At 38.0% G+C, this 19,042-nt stretch carries 19 protein-coding genes; 10 read left to right on the forward strand and 9 right to left on the reverse strand.

Annotated features, from left to right (window positions below; genetic code table 11):
• Nucleotides 1-13: 13 nt before the first annotated feature.
• Nucleotides 14-925, reverse strand: a complete 912-nt coding sequence (gene pfkB, locus NSS81_RS15955; protein ID WP_342429664.1) for a 1-phosphofructokinase — start codon at nt 923-925, stop codon at nt 14-16.
• Nucleotides 922-1,671 carry a DeoR/GlpR family DNA-binding transcription regulator gene (locus NSS81_RS15960; protein ID WP_342429665.1) on the reverse strand — a complete coding sequence of 250 codons (750 nt, stop codon included), beginning with the start codon at nt 1,669-1,671 and terminating at the stop codon, nt 922-924. The genes pfkB and NSS81_RS15960 overlap by 4 nt, the downstream gene beginning before the upstream one ends.
• 364 nt (nt 1,672-2,035) lie before the next feature.
• On the opposite strand from NSS81_RS15960, the gene NSS81_RS15965 reads away from it, so the two are divergent.
• From NSS81_RS15965 to NSS81_RS15985, 5 genes are all read left to right on the forward strand, one after another.
• Entirely contained in the window at nt 2,036-2,728 is a 693-nt protein-coding gene (locus NSS81_RS15965) for a response regulator transcription factor (protein ID WP_342429666.1), read from the forward strand.
• On the forward strand, nt 2,706-3,674 hold the full coding sequence (locus NSS81_RS15970) for a hypothetical protein (protein WP_342429667.1): 969 nt from the start codon (nt 2,706-2,708) through the stop codon (nt 3,672-3,674). Before NSS81_RS15965 ends, NSS81_RS15970 begins: the two co-directional genes overlap by 23 nt.
• A gap of 8 nt (nt 3,675-3,682) precedes the next feature.
• Nucleotides 3,683-4,951 carry a HAMP domain-containing sensor histidine kinase gene (locus NSS81_RS15975; RefSeq protein WP_342429668.1) on the forward strand — a complete coding sequence of 423 codons (1,269 nt, stop codon included), beginning with the start codon at nt 3,683-3,685 and terminating at the stop codon, nt 4,949-4,951.
• Nucleotides 4,952-5,096: 145 nt separating this feature from the next.
• On the forward strand, nt 5,097-5,645 hold the full coding sequence (locus NSS81_RS15980; RefSeq protein WP_342429669.1) for an AAA family ATPase: 549 nt from the start codon (nt 5,097-5,099) through the stop codon (nt 5,643-5,645).
• 299 nt (nt 5,646-5,944) lie between these two features.
• Nucleotides 5,945-6,658, forward strand: a complete 714-nt coding sequence (locus NSS81_RS15985) for an MOSC domain-containing protein (protein WP_342429670.1) — start codon at nt 5,945-5,947, stop codon at nt 6,656-6,658.
• A gap of 877 nt (nt 6,659-7,535) precedes the next feature.
• On the opposite strand, the gene NSS81_RS15990 is transcribed toward NSS81_RS15985, so the two are convergent.
• Nucleotides 7,536-7,901, reverse strand: a complete 366-nt coding sequence (locus NSS81_RS15990) for an SCP2 sterol-binding domain-containing protein (RefSeq protein WP_342429671.1) — start codon at nt 7,899-7,901, stop codon at nt 7,536-7,538.
• Nucleotides 7,902-8,106: 205 nt separating this feature from the next.
• On the opposite strand from NSS81_RS15990, the gene NSS81_RS15995 reads away from it, so the two are divergent.
• From NSS81_RS15995 to NSS81_RS16005, 3 genes are all read left to right on the forward strand, one after another.
• Nucleotides 8,107-9,525, forward strand: coding sequence for a hypothetical protein (locus tag NSS81_RS15995; RefSeq protein WP_342429672.1), 1,419 nt, complete (start codon nt 8,107-8,109; stop codon nt 9,523-9,525).
• Between the two features lie 175 nt (nt 9,526-9,700).
• On the forward strand, nt 9,701-10,309 hold the full coding sequence (locus NSS81_RS16000) for a hypothetical protein (protein ID WP_342429673.1): 609 nt from the start codon (nt 9,701-9,703) through the stop codon (nt 10,307-10,309).
• Between the two features lie 211 nt (nt 10,310-10,520).
• Entirely contained in the window at nt 10,521-10,805 is a 285-nt protein-coding gene (locus NSS81_RS16005) for a YggT family protein (protein ID WP_342429674.1), read from the forward strand.
• A 74-nt stretch (nt 10,806-10,879) separates the two neighbouring features.
• On the opposite strand, the gene NSS81_RS16010 is transcribed toward NSS81_RS16005, so the two are convergent.
• The 6 genes from NSS81_RS16010 to NSS81_RS16035 form a co-directional block, all read right to left on the reverse strand.
• The gene (locus NSS81_RS16010; RefSeq protein ID WP_342429675.1) at nt 10,880-11,812 is read right to left on the reverse strand and encodes a hypothetical protein; all 933 of its coding nucleotides are present in this window, start codon (nt 11,810-11,812) and stop codon (nt 10,880-10,882) included.
• A complete protein-coding gene (locus NSS81_RS16015) occupies nt 11,802-12,326 on the reverse strand; it encodes a sigma-70 family RNA polymerase sigma factor (protein WP_342429676.1) in 525 nt (174 codons plus the stop codon). The genes NSS81_RS16010 and NSS81_RS16015 overlap by 11 nt, the downstream gene beginning before the upstream one ends.
• A gap of 138 nt (nt 12,327-12,464) precedes the next feature.
• Nucleotides 12,465-13,868 carry a decarboxylating NADP(+)-dependent phosphogluconate dehydrogenase gene (gene gnd / locus NSS81_RS16020; RefSeq protein ID WP_342429677.1) on the reverse strand — a complete coding sequence of 468 codons (1,404 nt, stop codon included), beginning with the start codon at nt 13,866-13,868 and terminating at the stop codon, nt 12,465-12,467.
• 80 nt (nt 13,869-13,948) lie between these two features.
• Nucleotides 13,949-15,295, reverse strand: a complete 1,347-nt coding sequence (locus NSS81_RS16025) for a GntP family permease (protein WP_342429678.1) — start codon at nt 15,293-15,295, stop codon at nt 13,949-13,951.
• Nucleotides 15,296-15,313: 18 nt separating this feature from the next.
• Complete coding sequence (gntK, locus tag NSS81_RS16030) at nt 15,314-16,858, reverse strand: gluconokinase (RefSeq protein WP_342429679.1); 1,545 nt, start codon at nt 16,856-16,858, stop codon at nt 15,314-15,316.
• Entirely contained in the window at nt 16,851-17,582 is a 732-nt protein-coding gene (locus NSS81_RS16035) for a GntR family transcriptional regulator (RefSeq protein ID WP_342429680.1), read from the reverse strand. The genes gntK and NSS81_RS16035 overlap by 8 nt, the downstream gene beginning before the upstream one ends.
• Before the next feature lie 272 nt (nt 17,583-17,854).
• Between NSS81_RS16035 and NSS81_RS16040 the strand changes: the two genes are divergently transcribed.
• Both NSS81_RS16040 and NSS81_RS16045 read left to right on the forward strand, forming a co-directional pair.
• Entirely contained in the window at nt 17,855-18,241 is a 387-nt protein-coding gene (locus NSS81_RS16040; RefSeq protein ID WP_342429681.1) for a hypothetical protein, read from the forward strand.
• A gap of 158 nt (nt 18,242-18,399) precedes the next feature.
• Nucleotides 18,400-18,939: an HD domain-containing protein gene (locus tag NSS81_RS16045; protein WP_342429682.1), complete on the forward strand. Its 540-nt coding sequence runs from the start codon at nt 18,400-18,402 to the stop codon at nt 18,937-18,939.
• The last annotated feature ends 103 nt before the right edge of the window (nt 18,940-19,042 follow it).

Raw genomic sequence — 19,042 nt, forward strand, 5'->3', positions numbered from 1 at the left:
TTCATTCTCCTCTTTATTGATTTGTCAGCTGCACTTGTGATAACAAACCTTCTACACTCTCATGGGTACATAAACCGATAGAAAAAGCAGTGGCACTTCCTGCAGCCACGCTAAAACGAAAGGCCTCTTCGATGCTTTTTGTTTTTTCATACGTAGCAAGGAATCCAGCTACCATTGAATCTCCAGCACCAACTGAACTTTGAACTTTACCTTTTGGAACACTAGCGATGATTGCCTTGTCCTTCGTAATCAGGACAGCACCTTTATCGGCTAGTGAGACGATGACATTTTGCGCACCGCTTTTTATAAGTTCTTTTCCATAGGGGATGACTTCTTCACAAGAAGTTATCTCGGTATTGAATAAATCTCCAAGCTCATGATGATTTGGTTTTATTAGGAATGGTTTGAAGGGAAGCACCTTCTTCAATAAATCACCCTCGGCATCTACAACAAATCTTGTACCATTTTCATTGCATATTTTCACAAGCTCTTCGTACGTACTATCGGGCAGAGAGGAAGGTATGCTTCCAGCTAATACGAGTAGATCAGCATTTGTAAGCTCACGAATTTTACTCTTCAAGGCTTCGAAGTTTTCTGCTGTTATACTAGGTCCTTTTGCGTTAATTTCTGTTTCCTTTTCAGATTTAAGTTTTACATTTATGCGGGTATCTTCTGGGATTCTGACAAATTCAGTTTGAATATCAAGGGAATGTAAGTAAGATTCAATATAATCACCCGTAAATCCGCCTAGAAAACCAAGCGCTTTATTGTTAACATCTAATCTTTTTAAGACTTGAGATACATTGATCCCTTTACCACCAGGGAATTTCGTTTCTTTATTTGTTCGGTTTAATTCACCTAATGCTATTTGGTCAAGTTCAACGATGTAATCGAGTGAAGGATTTAACGTTACTGTATAGATCATGGTGTCACTACCTTTATTTTTGTTTTGTGGTTAAATTGCTCCTCAGTATCCGCGTCTAGTTCATTTGTAATGATGGTTGCTTTGTTAAGGTCTGTTATTTTTGCAAAGGAGATTTCAGAGAACTTTGTTGCATCGGCAATGACGTAGGCTTCTCGAGATAAAGAAATAGCTCGTTGCTTGATCATCGCTTCTTCCTGATCTGGAGTTGTGTACCCTAATTGAGGGTGAATGCCGTTAACTCCCATAAAGCACTTGTCAAAACGGTAATGTTCAAGGCTGTCCAAGGCCCCGCGACCAACGATTGCCTTTGTGTTTGGCTTTGCAAATCCACCGATTAAATAGGTTTTAATCCCATTCTCAAGAAGTTCATTTGTATGTGTTAGGCCATTCGTTACAACAACGATATTGGACGGAAGAAAAGGAATCATTTCAAACACAGTTGATCCAGCATCTAGATAAATACAATCTCCTTCTTCCACTAAACCACCAGCATATTGAGCGATTTGCCGTTTTGCTTGAAGGTTTTTGGAGGATTTCTCTATCATACTCGGCTCTTGAAGTTTCCCCTGAAGCCTAGCAGCCCCGCCATGGACCCTTTTAAGAAAATTCTCTTGTTCTAACTGGATGAGGTCACGGCGAATGGTTGATTCTGATGAGTTCGTTAACTCAACAAGCTCTTGAAGCTTGACCGTATTCTTACTCTTTAATGCATCTATAATAATTTTATGGCGTTCTGGTTCTAACATATTACCGCCTCCTAAAACGCTTTCATTTTACTTGCTAGTTATATTGTACTTTTATATATATATAAAATCAATCAAAAATATTCATAAACAATCAATAACGTTCAAAAATCCTTCGTTTTCCAACAAAATATAGGAAAAAACAATCAAGTTCTTTCAATTTTAGTTTGACCGGTGGATAAAACGTTTATCAATTCGTTTAACCACTTCCTCAATCCCTAACTTTTTAGCATAATAGATTTAGAGATTACATAAATGCCCATCTGGATTTCACAAGACCTTAAGAAATTCTTAAGAATTTCTCTGCCTAAATGTTAAGACTTTCCGTTTACAATTAATGATAGATTAGTGCTTAGAAGGGGGTAACATGAACAATTACTTTGTGCTAGTAGTAGATGATGAAAAGGAAATTCGCGATGCTATCGAAATTTATTTGAAAAATGAAGGGATTACCGTGTTAAAAGCAAAGGATGGGATTGAAGCATTGGAAATCTTAAATGACCATCCAGTTCACCTTATTATCTTAGATATCATGATGCCTCGGCTTGATGGTATATCCGCCACCTTTAAAATTCGCGAGAAGCAAAATATCCCCATCATTATTTTAAGTGCAAAAAGTGAGGATACGGATAAGATATTAGGCCTCCAGGTGGGTGCTGATGACTATGTCACCAAACCCTTTAATGCAATGGAGCTTGTTGCCCGTGTGAAGTCTCAACTCAGGAGGTTTGTCACTTTAGGTACATATGAAGGGATTAAAAAAGTAATCGACCTTAACGGTTTAACCCTGGATAAGTCTGCAAGAGAAGTGACCGCTCATGGTGAGTGGGTGAAGCTTACGCCGATAGAATACAAAATTGTAGAGTTACTCATGACAAACGCTGGTCGGGTGTTTTCCATTGATGAAATTTATGAGCGGGTATGGAAAGAGCCTTGCTATAATGCGGAAAATACAGTAGCGGTCCACATCAGGAAAATCCGAGAAAAAATTGAAATTGATCCAAAGAATCCGAGATTTTTAAAGGTGGTGTGGGGAATTGGCTACAAAATGGAAAAGTAGCATAAAACTTGGTCTCTGGGCTTTCCTTTTAACATTTTCTCTAAGCGGAATCCTAGCCTTTTTTGTATCATGGTCTAACTATATTTATAAGGACTATTTTCAAACTCCACAATTTCAGAATGAGCTCAATCAGATTACAGCCTATTTAAACATGTTCGAGCTAAACGAAACAACGGTGGAGGAAGCAAAGAAGTCTGTAACAGTGACCGATGACGAAATAGATGACTATCGTTATAGACATCAGGACTTGAATGAACAAATTGTAAAAATAAAAGATCAATATGGAATCCTCATTCAGGAAGCCGAAGAATCAAATAACGAAGAGGCAATTAGCGGGTATGAAAAGGAAAGAGATGCGAAAATATATGAAGTTACCACTAACCTTTCTAGTAATGAGTATGTCAGGACAAAAGTAAAACAGGAAAAAGAAAGGGAAATTGAAGAATACTTTCGGGAAAGGGAAACATACCGATCGGAATATTTGGATTACCTAACTGGATTTACTTATTATATAAAAAATACTGATACAGAAAAGGTCTTTACAAATCTGGAGACATCCAAAGATGAACCGGTTAAGTTAAATCGTGATGATATGTTTTTTCTAACCAGCTATCCGGTACTGGATGACGAAAATTTCAATGTTTATAGTAGTATGGATGGTTATAAAAATTTGGCTGAATCACTATTTCCAGAAGGTTCGGGGACGTTAAAAGGTGAAATTGGGGTTGCTAAATCGGTACCTTTATCGAGCAGAATTATGGTAGAGTCTGAAAAATACCAACAGGATCAATTAACTTTGCTAATGTTCAGCCTGGTTAGTCTGGCTCTTCTCATTTTGTGCTTCTTTCTAGCAAAAAAGGCAAAGGCCGTTCCGGCTGATATAGAAAATTTGAGGCCATTTTATAATAAGATTCCGATTGACATAAAGCTGTCCTTTTTCTCTTAGCTTCAGTGGTGGCAGCTACCTTAATAGTTGTTGTAGGCAATGAAGTACTGTATATAAATGAAGATCCCTACACCTTCGGAGGCGAGGTAGTGATATGTCTATTTTTTGGAACCATTTTCTTGGCACTCGCGGTAGTTCAAGGGAAGTTCTTCGCTGCAGAACTTAAGGACTTGCCTAATGTAAAAAAACAGTGGGATAAGAGTCTCACTCAATTTGCATGGAAGTGGATAAAGGTAGGATTTCGCAACGCTAAGCAGAACTTTAAAGAAGCATTTTTGGATCAAAGTACGGGATCGCAAGTGTTCTTTTTGTTTTTAGCGGTATTTTTAATCGGTGCATTGGCTATGCTTGTTTTGCTTGACCCCTTATTTGCCGTGTTCTATATGGCGATACTTGCAGTGGTAGGCTTTCCACTTAGCATAGAGGTGGCGAAAAAAATTGGCTATTTTAACAGAATTGTTGAAAAAACAAATGAGCTAGCTGTTGGGATAAATGGGGAGGACCTTCCAGTAGATGGAAATACGGTACTAGACAAGCTTGCAGGCAATATTAACAAGTTAAAACAGGGTGTGAAACACTCTCAATCGGAACAGGCAAAAAGCGAGCGTCTGAAAACAGAGCTTATAACAAATGTGAGCCATGACCTGCGTACACCACTAACCTCGATTATCACCTATACTGAGTTACTAAAAACAGAGGAAGTCTCACCGGAAGAAAGAACAGCTTATCTTGAAATTATCGACCGAAAATCAAAGCGGTTAAAGGTGTTGATTGATGATTTATTTGAAGTGTCGAAAATGGCAAGCGGCAGCATTGAACTGGTAAAAGAAAAGGTTGATATAAACCAGCTCTTGTTACAGGCACTCGCAGAGCACAATGACACGATAGAAGAATCCAGCTTGCAATTCCGAGTGACGAAAGCGGATAATCCTATTTACGCCTCTGTTGACGGACAAAAACTGTGGCGTGTTTTTGATAATTTAATTGAAAATATCCTTAAATATTCAATAGAAAATTCACGTGTTTTTATTTCAGTAAAAACAGTGGAAAATCAGGCAATCATTACATTTAAAAATATTTCTAAATATGAGCTTAGCGAGAACAACGATGAACTGTTCGAACGGTTTAAACGCGGAGATACCTCACGCCACACAGAAGGATCGGGACTTGGTCTAGCGATTGTCAAATCAATTATTGACCTTCATGAAGGCAGTTTCAATATTGATGTCGATGGGGATTTATTTAAAGTAATTATTTCATTAAAGCTGGTTGATTAAAATATTATCGGCAAAAGAGGGAGAGAAATCTCTCTCTTTTGTTTTGGTTAATGATGGCAGGCACTGCACTCAAAAGAAATTTCAAAAAGTAAGTAAATAAATTATAATAGATATTATTTTCAGATAAATCGAGGAGGGAATGAAAATGAAAAAGGGGAGAATCATTTTATTAAATGGAGTTTCTAGTTCGGGGAAAAGTACATTATCAATGGAATTGGTAAAGAGACTTCCAGGCTATTTTCATCTGAGTATTGATGACTTTGACCTGGTCATTGAACGCATGGAGGATAGGGTTAACGACAGATTAATACCTGTTGCAACTGAATACTTTTTTCACCGTACGATTGCGATGTTTTCGGACAAAGGGATAAATCTTGTGGTAGACCAAATTCTGCATGATAATGAAACAACTCTGGATTGTTATGAAACGCTAAGAGAATATCCTGTGTTTTTTGTGGGAGTTCATTGTCCTGAGGCTGAACTAGAACAGAGAGAAAAGGCAAGGCGAGATCGGAGTTTCGGACAAGCGAAGAAACAACTTGAGTATGTTCATCAGCAAAATGAAGTTTATGATATAGAGATAGATACCTATCATAAAGGAATGGAGCCTTCTGTAGAAGCCATCATCGAAAAACTTCATGGAACTGCAGAATCAGATGGCTGGCAGACTACAATTAAGAACTATAACAAGTAGCTACTATCTTAAAAGTTAATTAGCCTTAACCATTGAAGGTTATTGGCGACTGTAGCTATCACGAAAGAGCTTTACTGGTAGCTAAGAGAGCCTGTTGGCTACTGAAGCTGGAACGAAAGAGCCTCACTGGTAGCCAATAGAGCCATTGACTACTGAAGCTGGGACGAAAGATTCACACCAGTAGCCAATGGAACCTGTTGGCAACTGAAGTTAGAGCAAGAGAGCCATAAGGGTAGCCAAATAGCATGCAAATTAGGATGGGGTAATGTTATCAATAAATTTACTTGGGGGAAACAGCGATGGACATCTTATTAAAATCAATTTTTGCAGGTCAACCGAAAACAGTTGGCTCTAAAATGGCAGCAAATCTAATGGAGCGTGAATGGACGAGCGGGATTTTTAAAGAACCGGTTCAAGGCTCTATCTGGGTCGGGAAAACAGGGTTAACAGGGGACGGACAAGCAGATTTGGAACATCATGGCGGACTTGAAAAGGCTGTATTTGCATATTCATTTGAACATTATACCTATTGGCAAAAGGAACTCGGAAATTCCCATATCGCTGAAGGGGGGATGGGTGAAAATTTTGTTATGGAACATTTAACAGAGGAAATGGTTTCGATTGGCGATACCTTTCAAATTGGCGAGGCTGTTGTTCAAGTTTCACAGCCAAGACAACCCTGCTGGAAACCAGCACGAAGATTTAAAACCAAAAACTTAGCATTGTTAATACAAAATACAGGTAGAACGGGCTGGTATTTTCGCGTACTAAAAGAGGGATATGTAGAAGAGGGCCAATCGTTTATGCTAATTGATCGTCCCTATCCACATTGGACCATTGAACAAGTCAATAACATTCTACATGCGGAGAAACAAAATATAGAAGAGTTGAAGAAATTAGCCAATTGTGAATTACTTGCACCAAAAATGAGAACCACTTTAGAAACCCGAATCCTGACAAAGGAAAAAACTAATATCAGAGATCGAGTGTTTGGGCCAAATGAAATTAATTAAAAGAGTTAGCTGGAACCAGGAGTATGAAAAATAAACCATCGCGAACAGCGACAGGCACTGATCGCCATGGTTTATTTTTATTATACAACCCAACAAAGAAACTAGTGAAATGTATTTAAGGAGCTGTCTTAAGGACAAAACCCAACAAAGAAACTAGTGGACTGTCTTTAAGGAGCTGTCTTAAGGACAAAACCCAACAAAGAAACTAGTGAAATGTATTTAAGGAGCTGTCTTAAGGACAAAACCCAACAAAGAAACTAGTGAACTGTCTTAAGGAGCTGTTTTAAGGACAAAACCCAACAAGGAAACTAGTGGACTGTCTTTAAGGAGCTGTCTTAAGGACAAAACCCAACAAGGAAACTAGTGAAATGTCTTTAAGGAGCTGTTTTAAGGACAAAACCCAACAAAGAAACTAGTGGACTGTCTTTAAGGAGCTGTCTTAAGGACAAAACCCAACAAGGAAACTAGTGAAATGTCTTTAAGGAGCTCGCTTAAGGACAAAACCCAACAAAGAAACTAGTGGACTGTCTTTAAGGAGCTGTCTTAAGGACAAAACCCAACAAAGAAACTAGTGAAATGTCTTTAAGGAGCTCGCTTAAGGACAAAACCCAACAAAGAAACTAGTGGACTGTCTTTAAGGAGCTGTCTTAAGGACAAAACCCAACAAGGAAACTAGTGGACTGTCTTTAAGGAGCTGTCTTAAGGACAAAACCCAACAAGGAAACTAGTGGACTGTCTTTAAGGAGCTGTCTTAAGGACAAAACCCAACAAGGAAACTAGTGAACTGTCTTTAAGGAGCTCGCTTAAGGATTGCATTTTTATTTGTTGCGACAAGTAACACAACCCGTTATGGATTTTCTGAGTTTTTTTGCTTCTTTTAAAACGGTTCCCTAATATGATATCTATGTAGAATTGATTCAATTTTTAACCCTGTACTAATATCGCCTTTTACACGAACCTTCCCGGTCAACAAAGCTAAGGTTCCACTCATTCTTCCTAAGACAAACCTTTTGAAGCTATCATAAGACAATTGCATCGTAACGTGGGGCGTAGCCGACACACCCTCTTTAATCGTTAGTTTTCCATCCTGGAAGAAATGCTGGTAGGTTCCTTTTTCCTCACCGTGAACATCATATTGAACAATAGCGTTAAAGCCGCGAATGGCCCCGGGATTTGTATTGAAGATCTCCTCAATTCTATCCATTAAGTCTGCTAAAGAATACTCTTTAATTGCTTTTGCCATTAGTTGGTTCCTCCTAGGAATTTGTATGAAAGGCCTTACATAGTTTAATAATACTAGTTAGGAGGGGGTGGTAATAGTGAAAACTTTCTGAACTTTTTAGTTTCCCCCTTTTTGAGATCGTAAGTGTTGGTAACATGTAGCCATACACGCTTATTCAGACATATGATATAATTAGTATAGAAAAAATCCTAGGGGGCGAAGTTAAATGTTCAATGAACTTTGTAAGCCAACTGAAATCACAATAAAAGACAAAAAGAAGGTTGTAACAGGAAAAGTTGTTCGTGCAGCCATTTTTGCAAGAAGCAAAGTGATTGATGTGATGACAGCAGATAATGAACGATTTTATTTTATATATTATAAAAATTCCCTTATATATGGTGAAAAGCTTGAAACCGTGGAAACAGGATCATTTATTTATAACGCATTCAATGAAGGTATTTGTATAGAATCTCCTCATCCGTTATTAACCGCATTACTCCCCAAATTATCCCTTTCAATACCAAATAAAAATAAAATCTTCGCTCACCTTCAAAATGATTATTCGCTGCGAGAAATGGCATATATAGCGACTACACTTGACTCGTTTTTTGAAAAGAATCAGCTGGAACAGGTTATTGAAAAAGTATTTTCTCATTATAGAAGAAGCGGCGAATTCTATAAATCCTTCCAAATTGCCCGACTTTTATCTGACTTTTCACCTGGATTGAAATCGGCAGCCGACCGTTTAGATTCACTTGAATTCAACTCTTATCACAGCTTGTACAGTCCCCCTCATTTACCTTTGCTTCATAAAAAAGATCCACTCTTTGTTGAAATTCATTGCTTCAAGAACCGATCAATACCTGATGAACGAGTGTTTTTAGAAGATATTCTTACTAAACAGGATCGTTTATTAGTGTTACTGCTTTGGTTGGAAAATGCTAAAAACCTTCAAAATCTAAATTCCATTAAAGAGATAACAGATATTGCGTTACAGTTTATCACTGTGGAGGAATGGATCCTCCTATTAGGTCAAATAAACATCAATCCATTTCGGGAATTACCTGAGGCAAAATCGATTATTGAAAAAATGCTACAAAAAGGAAATTACCAAAATGCGGCTCTACTTTTATTAAATTTCATTGATGATTTACCGCAGTCTTATGATGAAATTCTCAGAGTTGTATGGGAAAATTCAGATTCGGCGTTTGTAACTGCACACTTAGACCATTTCATAAAATTACTGGGGCAGCTCCCAGGTGGTAAACATCCAGTGCAAGCTGAACAAAGAATCTCCCAACTTGCGGTTAGCCTGCTTAAAGAACATGACCTTAAAACCGTTCAAGAAAAGCTCTTGCCCATACAGGCGTTGCTTCCCAATTCAACCGTTATTCGGAAAATAAATGAAATGGTCGAATTGGTAGAGGATCCGGACCGGATGATGGAGCTGGGTGATCTTTATTCCGAATTTAAACAATTTGATAAAGCAATCGATTGTTTCTTCTGGGAAATGGAACTTCAACCCCAAGATCCATCACCAGTTAGGAAAATCAGTAAAATGTATCAGAATAAAGGACTATTAAGTGAAGCAGCAACCTATCAAAAAATTTATACACAGCTGAAAAGCAATCAGGAAACAGGTTGAAGATTCCTGGGAATTCATGAATCAGTATGAAAGAAAAGGGACCTTGCTCGTAATGAGAGCAAGGTTCTTGTTATAATAAAGGTAATATTTAGAAAAGCTTATAGATAGGTAATAGGATTAGCTAAAGGACTTAAACGAGTGATGAAATTTTTATCGGAGAGGGGTCTAAATTCAGATGTTATCTTTCGAAGAAAAAAAGGCGATTTTTCATTTATTTAAGCTAAAGGAAAAGAAATTCAGCAATGGAAAAGTTAATTTTCTCTATCCGGATAGTAAGCAAAAGGGACAAGTATTAGCAAAACAATTACAGCCAAGCGGAAACGGCTATGTAATCGGTAAGTATATGACTAAGGAAGTAAGTAACGAATACAAGGTGGATGCTCGGGGCTGGATTTCAATTAAGGAATTTTCGAATGATGGATTAAAAAAGGTGATATCTGAAGCGATGACTTCCATGTCTGGAATCACTGCTGCCGAAGACCTCTATATTAAAAAGCAGAAAACAGAGGAGCCACTTGAAAAATTCGTTGAGCCCCAGAAGTCGATCGAAGCAATTATTGAACCCCAACAGACAAGCGAAACAAAGGATCAATTCGAAAAAGAGACATTTGAAGCAACTAACGATTACATAAAACAGGAAGTACTCCCTACAACTATTTGTGGAAACATTGCCTATTCCTATTTAAATAATTGGATGGGATTTACCGTTTCAGTGGTTGACTGCGGATTAATGATCTGGAGAATGACGGCAAGGAAATACGGAGTTGTAGGTGGAAAAAGGTAGATGAGAATGGTGCTAATTAGTTAGGTTTAAAGTTTAGAGTAGAAAAAGTAGGATTGCGCTTACATTGTAAAAGCATATAAGGTGCAGGATGAGGTCGTCTTAGTGTATGATTAATTATAAGTACACCCTGAAAAATATTATTGAAACCTTATTGGGTGTAGAACGTATAAAAAGTGGATAAAAATTTTTAATAGACAGGATGAAGTGAATATTGGGCTCTTTTATTTTACAAATTGGACAGTGGGTTTATGATGCTTATTATTGGTTAATTTTAATATCAATCTTTGGTTCTTGGTTTCCAAGATTTTCACAATCAAAAATTGGCGAAACCATTAGCAGACTTGTTGAACCTTACTTAGGAATCTTCAGGAAATTCATCCCGCCTTTTGGTATGATTGACTTTTCACCAATCATCGGTTTAATTGCTTATAGATATTTAGGAGGATTTGCTTTAGTAGGTCTTCGTCAACTATTGGACATGACAGGATTAATATAATTTGGAAAGGCGAATCTTTCATTAGATTCGCCTTTTTATGTGTGATTTTATATATGTTTATAGTCCGTTAGCTGTTATTCACCGTATAATAATTGCCATATCTTTGAGAATGTCTCATTCTCCATTTTAAAATAAACATCTAAGTAGCCGTATCGAATGTAACCGTCCTTGAGTACTACTAGATTTACTTTCGTGCCATCCTTAAGATGAAGCGAGAGCTCTCTGTAGTTTTCGTCATTCCTAAAATCACCAAGTTCAGCTTCCACACGTTCGTAGGGATGTGGAACCGTTTCGTTCAGAGCTTCAATAAAGGAATTTAGTAGTTCCTTATCTTTGATTGGATAATAATTTTCTACGCTATTGTCCCAATCACTAAAATATCTATATTGCGCATGTACAATATTACCGGACAGATGGAGTTTCTCAAAAATATCCTGACCACTATATACCGTTATACCGTTTAATGCCTCGAATATTTCGGAATGGCCGTCCTGTTCGGAGTAGGTTATGATCCGATAATCCTTGCTATATCCTCTAACCGTATACACATCGAGTTCGCCAACGGTTGAGGCGAACTCAACAGCATAGGCATCCTGTGTACTCCATTCATCAATGGTGGACTTTGTTGTTCCAAGTTTCTCTCCTAGCAAATCCTTTGCCCGTTCTTCATCAATTTCTGTTGCTGTCTGCGTATATATTTTTCCGTTGAACACAATCAGACCAATCATACTCATGGCTGAGGTGTCCTTAGGAAGTATTAGTGCTGGAATTTGGATACCGCCATCTTTGGTAACACTGAATGTATTGTTATTTTGTGATGAGTTTTTATAAACAGTATAACTGCCAAAGGCAATCAGTAAGCTAGCTGCCAATGCGATACCTATTATCCAATTCCTTTTCTTTGTCGGTATTTCAGCTTTCGCCTTTGCAACCCCAAGTTTACTTCTTTTGGATAACTCTTTTGGAATTTCAATTTTACTTATTTCTTGTTTAATATTATCGCTCATAGCTACCAGCTCCCTTCAAATCTTTACGGAGTTTGTTTAACGCGCGGTATAAAATGGTTTTTGCTGTACCAAGCGGAATATCTAGTGCTTCCGATACCTCTTTTATTGTCAAACCTTCGTAAAATCTTAAAATAATGACGCCTTTTTCATACTCTTTTAAGCCATCTATTAAATCCCGCATTGTGATTTCTAAAGCTACATCTTCATCGACTGTTCCTGATACGATGTCATCTAGCTCTGGTTTCATTTGCACGATATTCGTTTGTTTTCGCAATAAATCGAGGGAACAGTTAATCGCAATACGCAGTAACCAGGTTTTGAAATAGTTAGCGTCTTTGAGGCTTTTGATAGATTTAAAGGAACGGTAAGCCGTTTCTTGCACCACATCGAGTGCATCACTTTGATTTTTTACATATATAAAAGCGGTGCGATAAATGTCTTGCTCATATTTCTGAAATAATATTAAAAATGCTTTGTCATTGCCTTTCTGTGCTTTCTTTACTAAAGTCTCCAACCAATCACACCCCTTTACCACCCTTTATCTATTAGACGAAGAATTTATTAGTTTGGCTTTCATTTATTCATAAAAAAACATCCTGCATATTCTACAGGATGATTTTTCTTAAATTATAACATTTGGCCATAGGCTAAATCATTGCCAATCTGTGTGATAGACTCCTGGCGTATCCTTTCGTTCATACGTATGGGCACCAAAATAGTCACGCTGAGCCTGCAAAAGGTTGGCAGTAGAATTACCTGTCCGATACCCATCGTAATAAGTGAGTGAAGTAGATAGACATGGAAATGAAATGCCGGAATTAATCCCCTCACAAACTACTTTTCGTAATCCTAATTGGTATTCTTTAACCTTTTCTGAAAAATAAGGAGCAATTAATAAATTTGCTAAGTCAGATTGTTTGTTATAGGTTTCGCTAATGACATTTAGAAATTCTGCACGGATGATACAGCCGCCACGGAAAATCAGTGCTATATCCTTTAATGGCAGATTCCAATCATAAAGATCTGAGGATGTTTTATATTGTGTAAATCCTTGCGCGTAGGCACAAACTTTCCCCATATATAACGCTTGTCTTGTATACTCAATCCACAAATCTTTATCTAAACTTTGCTGTTCCATTTCAGGACCTGCTAAGATATTTTCGGCATGTAATCGTTCCTCTTTTAGCGATGATATGTAACGGGCAAACAATGATTCTGTAATAATAGAGGAAGGAATACCATTATCGATGGCTTGAATGCTCGTCCATTTACCTGTTCCTTTATTCCCTGCTTTATCAAGAATTACATCAATAAGCGGTAATCCAGTTACTTCATCCTTTTTACGTAAGATATCTGCCGTGATTTCGATTAGGTAGCTTTTCAATTCTCCTTGATTCCATGTTTCAAAGATATCAGCAATTTCACTCACGGATAAATGTAACTTTTCTCTTAGAAAAGTATAGGCTTCTGTAATTAGCTGCATATCTGCATACTCGATGCCATTATGGACCATTTTTACAAAGTGCCCAGCACCTTTTGGACCAATATAAACACAGCAAGGTACATCATCGACTTGAGCGGCAATTTTTGTGAGAATTGGTGCCACTTTATCATATGCTTCTTTGTCCCCGCCTGGCATAATAGACGGTCCCTCTAAAGCCCCCACTTCTCCACCAGAAACACCAATACCTAAATAGGAAATTCCTTTAGATTTTAATTCATCATACCTGCGTTCTGTATCTCCGTAATGGGAGTTACCACCGTCCATGATAATATCACCACTCTCAAGAAAAGGTACTAATGAAGCGATCACTGAGTCAATTGCTGCGCCTGCTGTGACCATTAGAAAGATCTTTCTTGGTGATTCTAAGGACTGAACAAAGTCTTGAACTTCGTAGTATGGTTTAATAGGTTGTCCATCCACTTTTTCCATAAGTTGATCGGTTAAATCCCGAGTGTAATTATAGACAGCTACTTTTTCATCCTTACTTGCCATATTTAAAGCGATATTGCTGCCCATGACTCCTAAACCGATAACACCAATTGTATTTAACATCTATATTCCTACTCCTTTTAATTCATATTAATAGGCAAAAAAACCGCCACGAAAGTGTTGGTTTTTCTGCCGGGAAAGGCTTATACAAATATGCTTAGTAATAAAATAAATCCTAATCCAGCTACTGAAATAATCGTTTCAAGTAATGTCCATGTGGCAAAGGTTTCCTTCATGCTTAAACCAAAATATTCTTTAAACATCCAGAATCCTGCATCATTAACATGTGATGCGATTAAACTACCCGCACCTGTTGCAAGTACAACTAAAGCAAGGTTAACATCAGATTGCCCTAACATTGGAATAACTAAACCTGCAGTTGTTAAAGCCGCAACAGTTGCAGATCCTAACGCAATACGTAAGATAGCCGCAATGATCCAAGCAAGCAAGATAGGTGATAATGAGGTCCCTTTGAATAGCTCAGCAACATAGTCACCTACACCGCCAGTGATCAATACTTGTTTGAAGGCTCCGCCTCCACCAATAATTAAGAGCATCATTCCAATATGCAAAATAGCTGTTGTACAAGAATTCATAATATCTTTCATTGGAATCTTTCTTGCTAATCCCATTGAATAGACTGCAAATAATAAGGAAAGCAGCATGGCAGTTCCCGCATCACCAATAAAACGGATAGCTGCTAATAAAGTATTATCCTCAAATCCATTTGTTTTTTGCAATAGAGTAATGATTGTAGCAATTGACATTAAAATAACAGGAAGTAAAGCGGTAAATACACTAATTCCAAAACCAGGTGTTTCTTCAAGTTTAAATGATTTTTGTTCACCTAAAGATGCAATGCTGCCAGTTTTCGTAAAGGATGCAGGTACTAATTTTTTCGCAAGCTTAGTAAATATAGGTCCAGCTAAAATAACTGTTGGAATCGCAATAATGAAACCGTAAAGTAAAACCTGACCCAGATCCGCTCCATATTCACCCGCGATAACAGTTGGTCCTGGGTGTGGCGGTAAGAAACCGTGTGTTACAGATAATGCTGCTACCATTGGAATACCAAGGTACAAGATCGAAACTTTTAATTCTCTTGAAATCGCAAAGACGATTGGAATTAATAATACTAATCCTACTTCAAAAAATAACGCGACACCGATAATGAATGAAGCAGCAACAACAGCCCATTGTATATTCTTTTCTCCGAATTTGTTAACAAGAGTCATGGCAATCCGCTGAGCGCCACCTGAATCAGCGATCAGTTTACCCAACATCGCACCAAGTCCAAAGATTAACGCTAAGTGACCAAGTGTACCGCCTAATCCCATTTCAATCGTTTTGACAACTTCCACTAGTGGTATTCCAAGTGCTAACGCAACACCGAATGAAACAATGATTAATGAAACAAAGGTGTTTAATTTTAAACCCATGATTAATACGAGTAATACTATAATTCCAACAGCTACAATAACTAATGGCATTTTATTTCCTCCTAAGTTTTATCTAGTTGTGTTTATTAAGTTTCGTTGATAATTTGCAATCCGTGAATAATCTTCTGTTAAAACTCTAGATAAGTTAATAAAGATCGGCAATAATTGCCTGTATTCTTTTGCAGCCTCTTCTTTAGGTGTGTGTTTGTAGGTATCGCCAATCATTTCAGAAACAACTTCAAAGGATTCAATTTGCCCTGTAGCATATAAGCCTAAAATACAGGCACCAAGGCAAGAACTTTCATAGCTTTCTGGAACCACTACTTCAGATTCGAAGATATCGGACATCATTTGGCGCCAAACCTCTGACCTTGCGAAGCCCCCAGTTGCCTGAATTCGGGTTACAGGTCCTTCCATACATTCTGTTAACGCTAGGAATACTGTGTATAGGTTATAGATGACTCCTTCTAGGGCTGCGCGAATCATATGTTCTTTTTTATGCGACATTGTTAAACCGAAAAAGGAACCACGCACATCTGGATTCCATAGTGGTGCACGTTCACCAGCTAAGTACGGATGGAATAACAATCCATCTGCGCCTGGTCTTACACGATCCGCAATCTTTGTTAAGACTTCGTATGGATCAATCCCTAATCTTTTCGCTGTTTCTATTTCTGAAGAAGCAAATTCATCTCTAATCCAGCGTAGGACCATTCCACCATTATTAACTGGCCCGCCAATAACCCAGTGATTTTCTGTTAAAGCGTAGCAAAAGATTCGGCCTTTCTCATCTGTTTGCGGCTGATCAATAATGGTTCGAATCGCACCACTTGTCCCAATCGTGACAGCAATCTCGCCTTTTCTAATTGCATTTACACCTAGATTAGAAAGCACACCATCACTTGCGCCAATGACAAAGGGGGTTTGTGGATCGATACCCATTTGTTTCGCTAAATCGGGATGACAGTTTTTAAAAATCTTGGTTGTTGATACGAGTTCAGATAACTGCTCGCGAGTCACTCCAGCAATGTTTAAGGCTTCTTCATCCCAGTCCAAGTTTTTGAGATTCATCATCCCCATGGCAGAAGCCAAGGAATGATCGACAACATATTGATCAAAGAACTTTTTGAAAATATATTCTTTAATCCCGATAAACTTTTTAGCACGGGTTGCGATTTCAGGACGTTCATTCACAATCCAAGCAATTTTGCTTAATGGTGACATCGGGTGAATCGGTGTTCCCGTACGTTTGTATACTTCATGACCATTTAACTCATCCTTTATTTTATGTGCCCATGCTTCGCTGCGATTATCGGCCCAGGTGATAACAGACGTGAGCGGCTGGTCTTTCTCATCCATGGCAATGATGCTATGCATCGCACTGCTAAATGAAATGAACGATAGATTTTTATCAGAATGGTTTTTTGTTATTTTTGAAATGGCTTGTAAGACTGCTTGAAAAATCTCTTCTGGATCTTGTTCAGCTGTCGATATATTTGGTGTGTAAAGGGGATACCCAATATTCTCTTGCTGGATAACATCACCTTTTACACTAAATAAAACAGCTTTCGTACTTGTCGTACCAATATCGATACCTAACATATAGCTAGTCATTTTCTTGCTCGACTCCTTTGGAAAGCATTTGTTGTGACATCCATAAGTCTTCAACCTTACCTTGAACATCATCAAAGTTTTGATGTAAAGATCTAATCATTAGCTCTCTATCTTTTGTCTCTATTGCTTCAATATAAAGTCCATGGTTTTCCAAAACCCGTGTGAAATCATCATACTTTTCCTCGATACGCGCCCGCATTGATAGGAGAATCAAGCTCTCCATAACGGGTTTTGTATTATTCCAGATCATCAGGATATAGGAATGATTAATCGCACGAATGATTGTTTCATGGAATAAAACATCTTGAAAGGAAAATTCATCAGCATCACTATATTTTATCGCGACTTTCATCATTTCTAGTATCTTACTAAGTTCTCTTACTAACTCATTCGTGTCTAGCTTTACAAGCCGTTCAAATACAAATGTTTCAATGAGTAACCGTACATCATAAATTTCTTGTATCTCTTTTTCTGTTAAACCAATCACAACTGCACCCATTTTTTCTAATCGAATGATATTTTCAGATGCCAGTTTCTTTAATGCTTCACGAATGGGTGACCGGCTAACAGAAAAATCTGTAGCTAATTTATTTTCAGATAGGATGGTTCCGCTTTCAATCAGCCCAGAAATAATCCGCATTCTAAGCTCGCTAGTTACACGATCACCTGCAGAAGCTTTAGAATGCCATTTTTCTGGATAGAGCATTTCCTTTGATTCAGCCATAGATAAAACCACCTTTTTTTATATGATGTATACCTGTATACAGGTATTATAGAATACTGAACAGAAATTGCAAGCGCTTTTATTCAATTTGGGTTTTCTAATATAGTTTTCTTGTTTGAAATGAGTAGATGAAACTGTTGTAAAAGGAGTTTCAAGTGATGTTTTTGTCATAGAAGTAAAATAAAGGTAATTGTCCCCATTTTCGTTTTTACCCAATCAATATGTTGGTACTAGCATATTTTAATGTAAATATGTGAGAGGGGGGGATAGTAATGGCAAATGATAGAAGACGTAATCGTTCCGATGAAGACGATGTAGCAGGGGTAGAAGATCGTAATAATGGAAGAAGAATCGTTATTGATGCCGATCAAGTCGTAATCCGTGCAAACAGAGTCATTATTCTTGATGAAAGTGATGACAGAAAGAAACGCGATCGTGACGACCGTAACCACGACCACGACCGTAACCATGACCACGACCGTAACCATGACCACGACCGTAACCATGACCACGACCACGACCGTAACCATGACCACGACCACGACCGTAACCATGACCATGACCATGACCATGACCATGACCACGACCACGACCACGACCATGACCGTGACCGTGACCGTGACCGTGACCGTAGAAGAAACCCATTTTGGTGGATCTGATCGTTAAAAAGCGAGGCTGTTGAGGAAAAAAGACCCTCAACGGTCTTTTTATTAAGACAGAATAAATTTACAATAAAGGAGAACACTTGCTTACTCACATAGGGGGTACATACATGAAGGACATACAAAACTTTTCAAAAAGTAGGGGGTAGAATTTTATGGACATAGTTGAAAAGGCACTTCAGTTTGCTAGTAAAGCACATAAAGACCAGTGTAGAAAGAATACCGATATCCCTTATATCTCGCACCCCGTAGCGGTGGGGATGATTTTGATGAAATCCGGATACACCGATGAACTCATTGCAGCAGGGGTTTTACATGATACGGTAGAAGACACAGATGTTACGATGGAAGATATTCAGCGAGAATTTGGCACCAAGATAGCTGAAATTGTAGCTGGTTGTTCAGAGCCTGATAAGTCACTTTCTTGGGAAGAACGGAAGGAACATACGATTGAGTTTTTAAAAACGGCATCAGAGGATATCCGCGCTGTAGCTTGTGCCGATAAGTTACATAATATTAGATCCATTATCAATGATTATGAGGTTCTTGGTGACAAGGTTTGGGAAAGGTTTAACGCAGGTAAGGAGAAACAAAGGTGGTACTATACTAATATCGTTAAAAGTTTAGGCTCTCAATCAAACTTCCCTTTAGAAGCAGAACTGCAAAAAGAAGTTGATAGGTTATTTGGCAATTAATACTGATAAGATATTTGAAAAAAGATATGTTGAGTGTAACGGGTTCCGTTTCCTATCGCAAAACGTCAATTGCACAGGAATATGCAAACCAAAATGTAATCCT

Origin of the sequence: Neobacillus sp. FSL H8-0543, assembly GCF_038592905.1 — a bacterium.
In the GTDB taxonomy this organism is placed as follows: Bacteria; Bacillota; Bacilli; order Bacillales; family Cytobacillaceae; genus Neobacillus.